The sequence below is a fragment of the Tsukamurella asaccharolytica genome (genome assembly GCF_007858435.1).
GTDB classification, from domain to species: domain Bacteria; phylum Actinomycetota; class Actinomycetes; order Mycobacteriales; family Mycobacteriaceae; genus Tsukamurella; species Tsukamurella asaccharolytica.
In genome coordinates, this window is record NZ_VIGW01000002.1 from 569453 (window position 1) to 583661 (window position 14209).

Genomic DNA, 14209 nt, shown 5'->3' on the forward strand with positions numbered 1-14209 from the left:
CGCAGACTCGAGCTGCCGCTCGGGGGACGGTCATCATCGCCCAGCGATGCCCGTGTGGACTGTCGTCGCATCCTCACCCCTTCTCGGCGGCTAACGAACCAGCCACCAACTACTAAGTAGCATAGTAGTTGGTGGCTGGTCGGTCGCACTCGCCATCGGGGGCAGCCGCGGAGACGTCGGTCGCGTCAGGTGTACTTGAGGGTGGTCATCATGCCCATCTCCATGTGATAGATGTTGTGGCAGTGCAGGGCCCAGGTTCCGGGGTTGTCCGCGTCGAGGTCGACCTCGACCGAGCCCATGGGCTTGATGAGCACCGTGTCCTTGCGCAGTCCGCCACTGCCGGGGAGGCCCCAGGTGTGGCCGTGGATATGCATGGGGTGGAGCATCATCGTTTCGTTGGTGATCTGCATCCGCAGTCGCTGGCCCTTGCTGACGCGCAGAGGCGTGTCTTCGCCGTGCTTCTTGCCGTTGATGCCCCAGGCGTACGGGTCCATCTGGCCGTTGAGAGTGACCTTGATCGTGGAGTCGGGCTGGGCGTCAGGAAGGCGCGCGGAGTCGGCGGCGGTGAGTTCGGTGGCGCCGAGCAGGACCGGGCCGTCCAGTTCCGCGGGGCGAATGTCGGCGGCGGGTGCGGCGCCGGAGCCTGTGCGCAGGACTGCCAGAGCCTGGCCCTTCTTACCTTCGGCGGCGGCGACTAGCGGAAACGCGCCGTCGCCTGCGGTGACGGTCACGTCGTAGCGTTCCCCCATAGCGACGAAGAGCGCGCGGGCCTGCATGTCGTTGACCCTGTGTCCGTCGGTGTGGGTGACGGTCATCGTGTGACCGCCAAGGGCGACCCGGAAGACGGTGTCGGAGCCGGCGTTGATGATCCGCAGGCGGATGCGTTGTCCGGGCTTGGCGCGGAACTCGGTCGGCGCCGTAGGGATTCGGCCGTTGATGAGGTAGTGCGGGTAGACCACGTCGCCAGCATCGCCCAGCGGAGAGCTTCCCATGCCAGGCATCGAGGAGTGGTCCATGCCACCCATCCCGCCCATTCCGGTCTGCAAAGGTCCGGTCTTGGCTTGGAAGTCGGCAAGGATCTGGTCAGGGTTCTTGCCGATGCCGTCGGTCCAGTCGTCGAGGACGACGATCCACTCGGCGTCGAAGGCGCCTGGTTCATTGGGGTCGTCGATGATGATCGGAGCGTAGAGGGCACGGTCGAGTTGGGCACCGACGTGGGGATGGAAGTAGTGGGTGCCGGCGTCCGGGGCGGTGAACTCGTAGACGAATCGCCCCCCGGGGCGCACAGCATCCTGGGTGACGCCGGGAACGCCGTCAGCTTCGTTACGCAGGCGGATGCCATGCCAGTGGATGGTGGTGTCGGCGGGAAGCTTGTTGTCGAGGGTGACGCGGAGGAAGTCTCCGGCGTTGGCGCGCAGGACCTTGCCGGGGAGGGCGTCGTCGTAGGCCCAGGTACGGGCGGTGATACCGCCGAGGTCTACGGTGGTCTCGCGCGCGGTGAGGGTCGTCTCAACGACCTTCTGTCCGGCCTGGGGTGTGGCCTGTAGTGGCGGTCCTTGCAGCGCACGAGAGGCACCACTCGGCGTGCTGGCGGTCTTGTCGCCACATGCGGCGAGCGCGCCGACGCTGAGCGCGGCGAGACCGCCGAAGAGGGCTGTTCGTCTGGTCACCGGTGTCATGAATTGGTTCCTTGGTTTGACGTCGAGGAAGTCGGGGGCGGCCCTGCTTAGGGGGCAGCGGGGCTGACTGTCGGGCTGCCGTCGCCCATCCCTGGCATACCCGACATACCCGGCATGCTTGTGTGAGGTGTCGGCGATGAAGTCGGGGAGCTGCTCATCGAGTGGCCTGCGGGCATCGACGGTTGGGTTGAGGTGGGGGTAGTGCTGGTGTCGTCGTTCATGTTCATCGTGGACATGTCGTCGCCGCAGGCGGTGACGGCGAGGGCAATAGTGGCGGTGACGGCGGCGGTGGTGATCAGTCGTTTCGGGTTCATCGGTTCGTCTTTCTGGCAGGGATTCTCTGTGGGGTTCGTTGAAGGGGCGGTCGGGGTAGTGGGCTCGAGGCTGTACCGGGTTCCGGTGGTGGGTGTTCTCGCTTGGTGTTGCGGCGTTTGTAGACCGGCAGGGTCAGGGTGAACTGGGCGCCTTGTCCGGGGCCGCGGCTGGTGGCGGTGAGGGATCCGTCGTGGGCCTCGGCGAGCGCGCGGGCGATAGTCAGGCCGATACCGCTGCCGCCGGCGTCGCGGCTGCGAGAGGTGTCGGTGCGGTAGAAGCGGTCGAAGATGTGTGGGAGGTGTTCGCTGGCGATGCCTTCGCCTGTGTCCTCGACGATGATGTCGATGAGGTTGTGGTCGCGGCGGCGGCTGCTGACCGTGACGCTGCCTCCCGGTGGGGTGTGTCGGCGTGCGTTGCTGAGCAGGTTCGCGAGGGTCTGGCCGATGCGGGCACGGTCGGCGTCGACGAGGTCGGTGGTGGTGGGTCCGAGGCCGAGGTGGATACCTACGGCGTCGTAGCCGGGTTGCGCTTCTCGGACCGCGGCGGTGGTGATGTCGTTGACCGCGGTCGGCTCTGCTTCGACGCGTAGTTGTCGTTCGCCGGCGCGGGAGACGGCGTCGATGTCGTCAGCGAGTCGCTTGAGGCGGCCGGTGGCGCTGCGGATGACGCCGTACATTTGCGCGCCCGGCGTGCGGATGCCGTCCTCGGCGGCTTCGATTTGGGCGGTGATGGTGGTGATCGGCGTCCGGAGTTCATGGGCGAGGTCGGAGAGCATCTGCTGGCGGATCTCTTCGGTGGTATCGATTTGCTCGGCGAGTCGGTTGACGCTGCGGGTCAGGTCGCTGAATTCGCGGCCCAGGCGGCTGGGCGGGACGCGAATGGCGTGGTTGCCGGCGGCGATGTTCGCCGTCGAGGTCACCACGGCGCCGATGGAGCGTCGGACGCGGCGGGTGATCAGCCAGCTGACGACCAGTGCGAGGACCACGGAGCTCAACAGGGCGACCGAGACGGATACCACCAGTGAGGAGGCGAACGCCTCCTCGACGTGTTTGGCTTGGGGTGAGGTGGTCGGCAGGCCGGCGTGGGCCATGTGGGTGTGGAACAGGTGCGGTGCGACAGTCCACGCCACCAGCGCGGAGGCCCCAGCGCCAGCGGCGATGACGATGGTCTGGGCGATGAACAGCCTGGTGGTGAACCCCGAACGTGGGCGACGGGTGCGCCGTGCGTCGGATCGGGGCGCGCTCATTGCTTCGACCGGCCGTCACCCATTCGGTAACCGATGCCGCGGATGGTGCGGATGTAACGCCGCTCGGTGGTGGTGTCGCCGAGCTTGCGACGCAGGCTGGCGATGTGGACGTCGACGACGTGTGCATCGCCGACCCAGGTCGGTCCCCAGAGTTCGGCGAGCAGTTGGTCGCGGCTGAACACCATGCCCGGGCGGCGGGAGAGGACGTCGAGAAGGTCGAACTCGGTGCGGGTGAGAGCCGCGGGTCTACCGGCGACGCTCACCTCCCGACCGTTCGGGTCGATTAGCAGATCCCCGATGCGGCGCTCCGCGCCCTGGGGCATGGCGGGCCCGTTGACGGTTCCGGCGCGGGGGCGGCGCAGCATTGCTTCGATTCGGGCGATCAGCTCCCGCGGGCTGAACGGTTTGGTCAGATAGTCGTCCGCCCCGACGGACAGGCCGACCAGAGTGTCGACTTCGTCGGCGCGGGCGGTGACCATGACAACGTAGGCGTCCGAGAAGGTGCGCAGTTGCCGGCACACTTCGACACCGTCGAGCGAGGGCAGCCCGAGGTCGAGGACGACGACATCCGGTGGAGTTCGGTGCGCGGCGGCGACTGCGGCCGCTCCATCGCCGGTGATCTCGACATCGAAACCACTGCGCTGAAGGTAGTCGGCGATGACCTCGGCGAGGTCCGGCTCGTCCTCGACAACCATCGCGCGCAGGCCCAGCTTCGGCCGCGGTTCGGTCACCGCCGTCGGCTTGGGCTCGGCAACAATCGCATCCATGCCTCCATCGTGGCCTGACCGTATGCCCAGGATCGACCCGAGGCGCGGTTCTTGAGCAAATCTTGATCTTGAGCACACGTAACGGCCTGGTTAGGGCACGCACAGTCGAGGGCGATCAGATACCCCTCACCGGACTGATCACCGGTGGCACGTCTTCACCCGGCGGGCCACGGGCACGCCATCTGCCGACTCACGCTGACCGTCCTGGTCCTGCAAGACCGTCGCGCCGGGTGGCGTGCCACACACCTGTGCCGCCCTTTTCCGCTTCCGAAAGGACCCCAGCACGTGAGCACCGAAGTGACCACGGTTCCTGATTCTCGCCCCCCACTGTCATTGCTGCACCCGCCGTTGCCCGCCCGGTCGCTCCTCGACATCGGACCTGTCTCGGAGCGCCCGGCGGCCCTGGTCGGCAACACTCCGGTGATGCGGATCGCCGAACCGTTCGCGCCGGCCGGGCACGGGTTCTGGGCCAAACTCGAGGGGTTCAATCCCGGCGGCATGAAGGACCGCCCTGCCCTGCACATGATCGAACGGGCCAAGGCACGGGGGGATCTCACGACGGGCGCACGGATCGTGGAGTCGACCAGCGGCACGCTCGGGCTCGGCCTGGCGCTCGCGGGCATCGTGCACGATCATCCGGTGACGCTGGTGACCGACCCGGGGCTGGAGCCGATCCTGACGCAGATGCTCGCCGCCTACGGCGCCGAGGTCGACCTGGTGACGGAACCTCATCCGGCGGGCGGATGGCAGCAAGCCCGACGCGACCGGGTCTGTGAGCACCTGGCTGCGGACCCGACCGCGTGGTGCCCGGACCAGTACACCAACCCGGACAACGTCAGCGCCTATCAGCCGCTGGCCCTCGAGCTGCTGACCCAGCTCGGGCACATCGATGTGCTCGTCTGCTCGGTCGGCACCGGCGGACACTCGGCCGGGGTCAGCCGCACCCTGCGGCAGTTCCTGCCGGACCTGCAACTCGTCGGAGTCGACACCATCGGATCGACGATCTTCGGCCAGCCCGCGCACAAGCGACTCATGCGTGGCCTTGGCTCGAGCATCTATCCGGAGAACGTCGACTACTCGGCGTTCTCGGAAGTGCACTGGGTCGCGCCCGAGGAGTCGGTGTGGGCGTGCCGGACCTTGGCATCGACGCACTACGCGACCGGCGGCTGGAGCGTCGGTGCGGTAGCCCAGGTCGCCGGGTGGATCGCCGGCACCCGCTCGCCGGACACGGTCGTTGCTGCGATCTTCCCCGACGGCCCCCAGCGCTACTACGGAACCGTCTACAGCGACGCCTACTGCCACGCCAACAACATCGACCCGACGCTCGCACCACCGTTGGCGCCGATCACCATCGCCGACCCAGCCAGGACCGTGGTCACCCGCTGGTCCCGCACCACCAACGTCCGCAACCCGCTGACCGTCGTATGAGGGGGCCCATCGCCACGTTCCGGACCTTCGACCGGCCCAGCCAGGTGTTGATGGTCAACCAATTCACCATCAACCTGGGCTTCTACATGCTCATGCCCTACCTAGCCGGATACCTCGCTGGCCCCGTCGGGCTCGCCGGCTGGGCGATCGGGTTGGTGCTGGGAATTCGGAACTTCTCCCAGCAAGGGATGTTCCTCATCGGCGGCACCCTCGCCGACCGACTCGGCTTCAAGCCGCTCATCGTCGCCGGGTGCCTACTGCGGACCATCGGGTTCGTACTGCTGGCGACGGTCGAATCGCTGCCTGCACTGCTAATCGCATCCGTAGCTACCGGATTCGCCGGGGCACTGTTCAACCCCGCGGTGCGCGCGTACCTGGCCGCTGACGCCGGAGACCGGCGCATCGAAGCCTTCGCGATCTTCAACATCTTCTACCAGGGCGGCATCCTGATCGGCCCGCTGGTCGGGGTAGCGTTGATGGCCTTCGACTTCCAGGTGACATCGGCGGTCGCCGCTGGGGTCTTCGGCGTGCTGACCGTCGCGCAGATCCTGGCTCTGCCACGCGATCGGCGCGACCGCAGAGCCACAGCCGAGCCGCGGCCGTCGGTGCTTGCCGACTGGCGGACCGTGGCCAGCAACCGGCGGTTCGTGCTGTTCTCGTGCGCGATGATCGGCTCCTACGTGCTCTCTTTCCAGGTCTATCTAGCGCTGCCACTGCACGCGGCGTCGATCACCAGCAGCGAGCAAGCGTCGACCTACCTTGTGGCGGCCGTATTCGTGGTAACCGGTGTGATCGCCGTGGCCGGGCAGCTGCGGATCACCGCTTGGTTCCGGAGCCGGTTCGGGCCCACCCGCAGCCTCAGCCTCGGGATGGCGCTCATGACGGTGGCGTTCGTGCCGCTACTAGCAGTGCCGACCGCAACGCTGACCGGGCAGGTCGCCGCCATCGCGGCGCTGTTGCTGGCGGCAGCGGGCCTGGCGATAGCCACGGCGACCGTCTTCCCATTCGAGATGGACACGGTCGTCAGCCTCTCCGGCAATCGACTCGTCGCTACCCACTACGGGCTCTACAACACGGTGGTCGGCGTGGGGATCCTGGCCGGCAACCTCGGCACCGGGGCGCTCATGTCATTGGGGGACCGGCTCGGGTTCCCGGCGCTGATCTGGCTGGTGCTCATCATCGTCGGTTCCGGCGCGGCACTCGCGTTGCGGGCGCTCCATCGAGCCGGCGCACTGAGTGTGCCCGATCCCGCGGCCCGCGAAGCGGACGTGGCCGCTGCGGCGGGAATGCATCGTCGGTGACCTGCTGTCAGGAGTCTGTGCTGCGGTGTTCCGATACGCAGGGCCCCGGTCCCTCCGCGGTGGAGGGCCGGGGCCGGGGCCGGGGCGACGTTAGTTGGCGACGCTGGTGAAGCCACGCAGCCGCAGGCTGTTGCCGACGACGAAGACGCTGGAGAAGGCCATCGCGGCCCCGGCCAGCATCGGGTTGAGCATGCCCGCCGCAGCGACCGGTATCGCAGCGGTGTTGTAGGCGAATGCCCAGAACAGGTTCGTCTTGATCGTGCTCAGCGTTTTGCGAGAGAGCCTGATCGCGTCAACGGCGCTGCGCAGGTCGCCGCGCACCAGCGTGATGTCAGAGGCTTCGATCGCGACGTCGGTGCCGGTTCCCATTGCCAGGCCCAGGTCGGCCTGGGCCAGCGCAGGTGCGTCGTTGACGCCGTCGCCGACCATGGCGACGACCTTGCCCTGATCCTGCAGGCGCTTGACCACCGACACCTTGTCCTGCGGCATCACCTCGGAGATGACCTCGTCGATGCCGACTTCAGCCGCGATTCGTTGTGCGACGGCGGCGTTGTCACCGGTGAGCAGCACCGGCTTCAGGCCCAGGGCCCGCAGTTCGCTGATGGCCTGGGCGCTGGTCGGCTTGACCGCGTCGGCGACAACGAGGATGCCCTTCGCCTGACCGTCCCAGCCAACCGCCACGACGGTCTTACCGTCCGATTCGGCGTCCCGTTTCGCGGCCGCCGTCCGAGGGGACAGTTCGAGTGCCCAGTCAGCCAGGAAACTCTCGCGGCCCACGATCACGGCATGCCCGTCGACCACGCCCTGCACCCCTTGTCCTTCGACGTTGGCGAAACCTTCCGGTGTGGGCAGTTCTCCGCCACTGTCGCGAGCCGCGGCGGCAATGGCCTGGGCGATCGGATGCTCGGAGGCGTTCTCCAATGCACCGGCTAGCCGTAGCAGTTCGTCAGAGTCGGTGCCGTCCTCTGCAATCACCTCGGCCAGCGTCATCTTGCCGGTCGTGACCGTTCCGGTCTTGTCGAGCACGATGGTGTCGACTTTGCGGGTGGACTCGAGCACTTCCGGGCCCTTGATCAGTACACCCATCTGGGCTCCACGACCCGTTCCCACGAGAAGCGCTGTCGGCGTGGCCAGTCCAAGTGCACACGGGCAGGCGATCACGAGCACGGCGACCGCGGCAGTGAACGCGGCCGCGACGGGGAAGCCAGCACCGAGCCACGCGCCGAGGGTGGCGAACGCGATCGCGATGACGATCGGCACGAACACACCCGAGATCCGGTCCGCGAGCCGTTGCACCTCGGCCTTCCCCGTCTGCGCGTCCTCGACGAGCTTGGCCATCTGCGCGAGCTGCGTATCCGCTCCGACCCGGGTGGCGCGCACCTCAAGCCGTCCTCCGGAATTGACCGTCGCTCCGGTCACCGTGTCCCCAACGGAGACCTCGACCGGGACGGACTCGCCGGTCAGCATCGACGCATCGATGGCCGAGGATCCGGACGTGACCACCCCGTCGGTGGCGACCTTCTCCCCCGGTCGGACCACGAAGGTGTCGCCGACGGCCAGCTCGGCGACCGGGATCCGAACCTCCGCGCCGTCACGCAGCACTGCCACGTCCTTGACGCCGAGCTCGAGGAGCGCGCGCAATGCTGCTCCGGCCTGCCGCTTGGACCTCTTCTCGAAGTAGCGGCCGGCGAGCACGAACACCGTGACCCCTGCGCCGACCTCGAGGTAGATGTTGCCTGCTCCGTCCGACGGAGCGATCGAGAACTCGAACCCGTGTGTCATCCCGGGCGTGCCGGCGGTGCCGAGGAACAACGCGTACAGCGACCACAGGAACGCTGTTAGGGTGCCCATCGAGATGAGGGTGTCCATGGTGGCGGTTCCGTGTTTGAGGTTCATCCACGCCGCCCGATGGAACGGATAGGCACCCCAGACGATCACTGGCGCAGCGAGCGTGAGCGATGCCCACTGCCAATAGGTGAACTGTAGGGCCGGTGCCATCGCCATCGCGACTACCGGCACCGCCAGCACAGCCGAGCCGATCAGCCGCTGCCTCAGGGACGTCAGCTCCGGGTCCATGTCCTCGCCGGCAACCCCAGCACCAGGTCCTCCAGCCCCCGGCGTCGAGGACCGCGGGAGAGTCGCCGAGTAGCCGGTCTTTGCCACCTCGTCGATCAGCGCCTGCGCATCGAAACCCTCGGGGACGTGCACCTTCGCCTTCTCCGTGGCGTAGTTCACCGTGGCCTCGACCCCATCGAGCCCGTTGAGTTTGCGCTCGATCCGGTTCGCGCACGAGGCGCACGTCATCCCGCCGATGTCCAGCTCGACACTACGGCCGCCCGACGGCGCTGACACACTCATCATTTTCCTCGATCCGTACTTGCGGTCTATCGCCAGGCCTGTGGCCCGCGCTGCTTCATTGCGTCACTGCTGGTGGCCGCCACCGTGCGGGGCGCCCGGTTCACTCGCCGGCACGGCGGGCGATCCACCGGGGGCACGGTGCTCCCACCGCGCGACCGCCGAGTCGGGTACTGCCACCCCACCGATCACATACGCGCTGGCGAAGACACCGGTCACCGCAACCACGTAGACGATCAGCCTGCGCATGGCACTCATGGATTGCGCACTGCCGAGTAGCCAGCCTCTTCCACCGCGGCGAGAACCCGCTCGTCGGTCACCTGCTGCGCTCCCGTGACACGCAGCCGACCCGTCTGCGCGCTGACCTCGATGGACTCGACACCGGGGATAAGGCTGACCTCCTCACGGATGGACATTTCGCAGTGGCCGCAGGTCATGCCTGTCACCTGGTATTCGCTGGTCGTCATCGCCTTCTCCTACCCAGTTCAGATACCCCCTGTGGGTATCTCCAAATCATGCTTAACATACCCCAGGCGGGTATGTCTAGGCCCTCCTGTCGCGGCGAGTGCGCCGGAGCGGTGGTCGCGCGGCCGATCCCGAGCAACCCTTGCGGTCAATACCCCGCCGGGGTATATATTCGGGGTACCCGGCTGGGGTACCCGTTCAGGTGAATGTGAGACGGTCGGGGGGCCTGAGATGAAGGAGTTCGACGATGACCGACAATGCACACCGACAGTCTTGCTGTGGGCACACCGGCCCCGGCGAGCAGTCGCTCGAGCTGACCCGCAGCGCCCGGCAGGCGGGCACAGGCGGTACCGACACGGCGGAGTGCCCCGTCATGACCGGCACGGTGGTGGACAAGTCTGCCGCTGTCAGCAAGGGCCTCTACCGCGACTTCGAGGGCACGCGGTACTACCTGTGCTGCGCCGGGTGCGGGCCTCGGTTCGACGCCGACCCACACAAGTACGTTACGGCGGCCTCGGCGTGAGCACCGATATCCCCGCGGTTGCGGTCGAGCGGGCCGAGTGCTGTGCGGCGCAGCACGGGTATTTGACCGATAAGTCGCGCTATCTGATGCGGGCGAAGCGGATCGAGGGACAGGTGCGTGGCATTGAGCGGATGATCGATGAGGACCAGTATTGCATCGACATCCTGACCCAGATCAGTGCCGCGACGAGCGCCCTGCAAGGGCTCGCCTTGGCGTTGCTGGATGACCACATGCGGCACTGCGTCGTCCAGGCCGCCCGCTCAGACCAGCAGGAACTCGACACCAAGCTGAACGAAGCGACTGCCGCGATCACCCGTCTCGTCCGATCATGAGTCCACCCGGGGTGTCGTCCCGGTGGCTGTCGTTTCCGCGAAGGAGCACGTTATGGAGCACGGTTCGCATACCGATCACACAGGACACGCCGGTCACGGCGTTGGGCCCGAAGTGCCACAGGGGCTGCAGGTCGCCGCTCGAGGCTATCGCTTCGAACCGGCGATCCAGATCGTCGACGCCGGGACCGTGGAACTTCGCTTTGTGATCCTCGGGCCCGACGGCGAGCCGCTAGTCACCTTCGAGGAACGTCACGACAAGCAGTTGCACTTGATCGTTGTGAGCCGCGACACCAGCGTCTTTCACCACGTCCATCCGTCGATGGACAGTGCCGGGTCCTGGACTGTGCAGCTGGCGCTCACGCCGGGAGTGTGGCGGGTCTTGGCCGATTTCGTGCCGCAGGGCGCGCCGGACGGGCTCACGCTCGGTGCCGACCTGTTCGTGCCGGGCGGGTTCCATCCTCGGCCCTTGCCTGAGTTGAGAAGGGCCTGGACCGGCGGCGACTACACCGTCACGCTCGAGGGCGATCTCGTTGCCGCCCAAGCCGGGGAGCTGCAGGCCGTCGTCACCTGGAATGGCGTCCCGGTGACCGATCTGCAGCCCTATCTTGCTGCGTACGGCCACCTGGTGGCGTTGCGGGCCGGTGACCTCGCTTACCTGCATATCCATCCCGAGGGGAGCCCGTCGGACCCGCAGACGCCTGCAGGTCCCCGGATCCGGTTCCACGCGGTCGCTCCCTCCGTGGGAACCTACCGGCTGTTCCTGGATTTCCGACATCAGGACACCGTCCGGACCGCGGACTTCACCCTCGTTGCCACCGGAGGCACCACCGGTGCAGTCACTGGCGGTGCGAGCGCGCACCACCATCAGTAGCGCTGATTCAGGCAGTACTAGGTTTTCCGGAGCCCGGGGTGGCGTGCGCTGCGGGCCCTGTTCGATCGACGTCGTCGCCAACTAGTTGGGAGCCATCGTGGGGCCTTTTTCTCATCGCGATTTCCGCCTGTTGTTCAGTGCGCAGATCGTTGCGCTGCTCGGCACCGGGCTAGCGACGGTCGCCCTCGGGCTGCTCGCCTACGACATCGCTGGCTCGTCCGCAGCGGTCGTCCTGGGAACGGCGCTGACGATCAAGATGGTTCTCTATGTCGTTATCGCACCGGTGGCGGCGGCGTACGTCGACCGGCTGCCGCGACGCGCGTTCCTGATTGCGCTGGACCTGTTCCGTGCGGCGATCGTGCTGGCGTTGCCGTTCGTCACTGAGGTCTGGCAGATCTACGTGCTCATCGGATCACTGCAGGCGGCGTCGGCCGCGTTCACGCCTACGTTCCAAGCCGTGATCCCCGACATCATCACCGATGAGCGCGAGTACACCACTGCGTTGTCGGCCTCGCAAGTTGCCTACACGATGGAGAGTCTGGTCAGCCCGGTCGTGGCGGCGCTGGCGTTGCTGGTGATCGAGTTCAATGTGCTCTTCGTCGGTACCGCGATCGGGTTCGTCCTGTCCGCGGTGCTGGTGCTGCAAGCCAAGGTACCCAACGCGAAACCGTCGGGCGCCACGCGGCCAACGGACCGGATCTTCGCCGGTCTGCGGATTTTCACAGGTACCGCCAGCCTGCGAGGAGTCATCGCGGTCAATTTCGCTGTCGCCGCGGCCGGTTCGATCGTGGTGGTGAACACCGTCAACTACGTCCGTGACCGACTGAGCGGGTCCGAGTCCGACGTCGCGTGGATGATGGCGGCGTCCGGCGGTGGGACCCTAGCTGTGGCACTAGCGGTACCACGCTTGCTCGACCGGGTGACCGCCCGCGCCGTGATGCTCACCGGAGCGGGCCTGCTCACCGCCGCGGCTACTGCGGCGGTTGCCATGGCTGCGGTGGACCGGCCGAGCTGGGCGGTGACCGCGGCGATCTGGCTGGCGAGCGGTGCCGGCTCAGCGCTGGCTATCACCCCGACCGGAAAGGTGCTGCGGTCTGCTGTGGCGCCGGCAAACGTTGCTTCCGTGTTCGCGGCGCAGTTCTCGCTCTCGCACCTCGCTTGGCTCATTGCCTACCCGATCGCGGGTTGGGGGGCCACACGATTCGGTCTCGTACCCGCGTGGGGTGTACTCGCGCTGATCGCCGCCGCCGGTGCGATCGCCGCGCCGCTGCTCTGGCGGCGCGGTGCCCTGCCCGCTGGCACGCAGGTACCGGCCCCCGCGGAGGAAGGCGGCGCGGTCCCACCCGATCAGGCATGGCGTCACGCTGCGGCCGCCGACGGGACCCTGACCGAGTGCCAGTGTACATGCACACAAGCCGCGTAACGCCCAGGCGACGAAATTCCAGCACCTGCGCCGTCCCATCGCGGCCGCCTCGTCTATGGCAGGCAACCAATCCTGATCCGTACAAGCTGGCCGCCCCGCTCACCACCGTCCGGTGGGTGGATACTGACGCTATGGCGACAAGCGACGAGGCTGCGCAGTTCGTTTCAGGCAATGCCGGCTGGCCCAGATCCTGTCCGATCCGGAGCGCCGGACGCGCGTAGACGCCATCACCACAGAGATGGCCTTGCTCGACCGTCAATACCGCGCGGCTGTACGGCTCCTCGACGGCGCGCTAGCCGCGAAGACCACCACTGGCGAGTCCCCCAAGGTTCGAACAAGGCAGTGCAGGCCAAAGAGCAGGACGACGCCGCAGGCGGCCGCCACAACCGCGTCATCCGCACCGCGCCCCACGCTCTCGGGCGGGTGGTCCTCCGGTGCCAATACCGGCGCCTATACGCGGAACTGCGGTGGACCGATGCGACGAAGCAGCACGCCGAGTACCTCGGCGAGATGACCTGGCAGAGCCGCGCCGACAACCTCGCCGCCGCCTGGAGCGCAGCACACGCCCGCGGTCTCACCGCGAAGGTCCTCGAGGAAGGGTCCGCCGAAACCGGTACCAGGTAACCGCTCCGGTGCCACGCCCCTACTGCAGCCAGCGGGCGCCGTCCTCGGATGCACGTGCCAGGACGGTGTCCAGGCGGCGGGGATCACGCGGGCCGCGGGTGAGGTAGGTGATCGCCGTCTGGTCATCGAGGTCCGCCGACGGCGCGCACATCCAGCACGCCGCCGTCCACGGCTCGGCGGCGCGCCGCAGGGCCTGCCAGACGGTCAGCAGCCGCTCATCCACCCAGCGACCGTCGGGGAACTGCCACGCAGGGAACACCGGTGTGCCGCCGGCCAGCGGCACCCAGATCACCTGCTCCGCGGCGACCATCCGCGCCAGGTCATCGCCATCTAGACCGAGGTACCCGGTGACACCATCGGCGTCGTAGAAGGGACCGACGAGCTCGTCGAGTATCGCTGCCGCAGCGGCGCCGGCGCTCGTCTCGTCCACGCAAGGTGATGATCCGCGCGGCCGGTGCACTTGTCCACCCGAAATGACCCGCACCCAGAGCTGGCCCAGAAGTGGATACTGACGACCATGACGGAAAGCGGCGACGAAGTGCGGTTCATCTCCGGCGATGAGCGACTGGCGCGGATTCTCGCCGACCCGCAGCGGCGGGCCCGGGTGGACGCCATCACCGCCGAGATGGACCTGATCGATCAGCGGTACCGCACGGCCGCCCAGCTGCTCGACGACGCGGTGCCACGACAGCCGCAGAGGTCGGCGCCCGCGCGACCGCCGCGGTCCTCACCGCACTCCAGCGTCACCTCACCGCCGCGGGCGTCCGCGAGGTCAGCATCACGCTCACATTCGGCGATCACGACGTGACGGTGCCGTGGATCCGGTTCGCCGGACATCGCCTGCCAGACACCGACGACTGATCACCGTGCACCCGGACCC

Annotated in this window: 15 protein-coding genes; 8 read left to right on the forward strand and 7 right to left on the reverse strand. The window is 67.5% G+C overall.

Going from position 1 to position 14209, the window contains the following annotated elements; all coding sequences use genetic code 11:
• Positions 1 to 185: 185 nt before the first annotated feature.
• The 3 genes from FK529_RS06160 to FK529_RS06170 form a co-directional block, all read right to left on the reverse strand.
• Entirely contained in the window at positions 186 to 1679 is a 1494-nt protein-coding gene (locus tag FK529_RS06160) for a multicopper oxidase family protein (protein WP_019201630.1), read from the reverse strand.
• A gap of 310 nt (positions 1680 to 1989) precedes the next feature.
• A complete protein-coding gene (locus tag FK529_RS06165) occupies positions 1990 to 3240 on the reverse strand; it encodes a sensor histidine kinase (RefSeq protein WP_019201628.1) in 1251 nt (416 codons plus the stop codon).
• Complete coding sequence (locus FK529_RS06170) at positions 3237 to 4007, reverse strand: response regulator transcription factor (RefSeq protein ID WP_051158842.1); 771 nt, start codon at positions 4005 to 4007, stop codon at positions 3237 to 3239. Before FK529_RS06170 ends, FK529_RS06165 begins: the two co-directional genes overlap by 4 nt.
• Before the next feature lie 348 nt (positions 4008 to 4355).
• Here FK529_RS06170 and FK529_RS06175 point away from each other — a divergent pair, with 348 nt between their 5' ends.
• A complete protein-coding gene (locus FK529_RS06175; protein ID WP_051158972.1) occupies positions 4356 to 5435 on the forward strand; it encodes a PLP-dependent cysteine synthase family protein in 1080 nt (359 codons plus the stop codon).
• Between the two features lie 8 nt (positions 5436 to 5443).
• Positions 5444 to 6736, forward strand: a complete 1293-nt coding sequence (locus tag FK529_RS06180; RefSeq protein WP_175546284.1) for an MFS transporter — start codon at positions 5444 to 5446, stop codon at positions 6734 to 6736.
• A gap of 90 nt (positions 6737 to 6826) precedes the next feature.
• On the opposite strand, the gene FK529_RS06185 is transcribed toward FK529_RS06180, so the two are convergent.
• The 3 genes from FK529_RS06185 to FK529_RS06195 form a co-directional block, all read right to left on the reverse strand.
• A complete protein-coding gene (locus FK529_RS06185; RefSeq protein WP_040766758.1) occupies positions 6827 to 9094 on the reverse strand; it encodes a heavy metal translocating P-type ATPase in 2268 nt (755 codons plus the stop codon).
• 63 nt (positions 9095 to 9157) lie between these two features.
• Positions 9158 to 9340 carry a hypothetical protein gene (locus FK529_RS06190; protein WP_139057781.1) on the reverse strand — a complete coding sequence of 61 codons (183 nt, stop codon included), beginning with the start codon at positions 9338 to 9340 and terminating at the stop codon, positions 9158 to 9160.
• Between the two features lie 5 nt (positions 9341 to 9345).
• Positions 9346 to 9558, reverse strand: a complete 213-nt coding sequence (locus tag FK529_RS06195) for a heavy-metal-associated domain-containing protein (RefSeq protein ID WP_019201623.1) — start codon at positions 9556 to 9558, stop codon at positions 9346 to 9348.
• 245 nt (positions 9559 to 9803) lie between these two features.
• Here FK529_RS06195 and FK529_RS06200 point away from each other — a divergent pair, with 245 nt between their 5' ends.
• From FK529_RS06200 to FK529_RS06220, 5 genes are all read left to right on the forward strand, one after another.
• Positions 9804 to 10079: a YHS domain-containing protein gene (locus FK529_RS06200; RefSeq protein ID WP_019201622.1), complete on the forward strand. Its 276-nt coding sequence runs from the start codon at positions 9804 to 9806 to the stop codon at positions 10077 to 10079.
• Positions 10076 to 10411, forward strand: coding sequence for a metal-sensitive transcriptional regulator (locus tag FK529_RS06205; protein WP_019201621.1), 336 nt, complete (start codon positions 10076 to 10078; stop codon positions 10409 to 10411). Before FK529_RS06200 ends, FK529_RS06205 begins: the two co-directional genes overlap by 4 nt.
• A gap of 52 nt (positions 10412 to 10463) precedes the next feature.
• Positions 10464 to 11282: a DUF8832 domain-containing protein gene (locus tag FK529_RS06210; RefSeq protein ID WP_040765953.1), complete on the forward strand. Its 819-nt coding sequence runs from the start codon at positions 10464 to 10466 to the stop codon at positions 11280 to 11282.
• An 85-nt stretch (positions 11283 to 11367) separates the two neighbouring features.
• Positions 11368 to 12705, forward strand: coding sequence for an MFS transporter (locus FK529_RS06215; RefSeq protein WP_223120329.1), 1338 nt, complete (start codon positions 11368 to 11370; stop codon positions 12703 to 12705).
• A 342-nt stretch (positions 12706 to 13047) separates the two neighbouring features.
• Positions 13048 to 13329: a hypothetical protein gene (locus FK529_RS06220; RefSeq protein WP_019201618.1), complete on the forward strand. Its 282-nt coding sequence runs from the start codon at positions 13048 to 13050 to the stop codon at positions 13327 to 13329.
• 19 nt (positions 13330 to 13348) lie between these two features.
• Here the strand turns inward: FK529_RS06220 and FK529_RS06225 are convergent, their stop codons facing one another.
• Complete coding sequence (locus tag FK529_RS06225; protein WP_019201617.1) at positions 13349 to 13759, reverse strand: hypothetical protein; 411 nt, start codon at positions 13757 to 13759, stop codon at positions 13349 to 13351.
• Positions 13760 to 13846: 87 nt separating this feature from the next.
• Between FK529_RS06225 and FK529_RS06230 the strand changes: the two genes are divergently transcribed.
• Positions 13847 to 14137, forward strand: a complete 291-nt coding sequence (locus tag FK529_RS06230) for a hypothetical protein (RefSeq protein ID WP_126195757.1) — start codon at positions 13847 to 13849, stop codon at positions 14135 to 14137.
• Positions 14138 to 14209 lie beyond the last annotated feature (72 nt).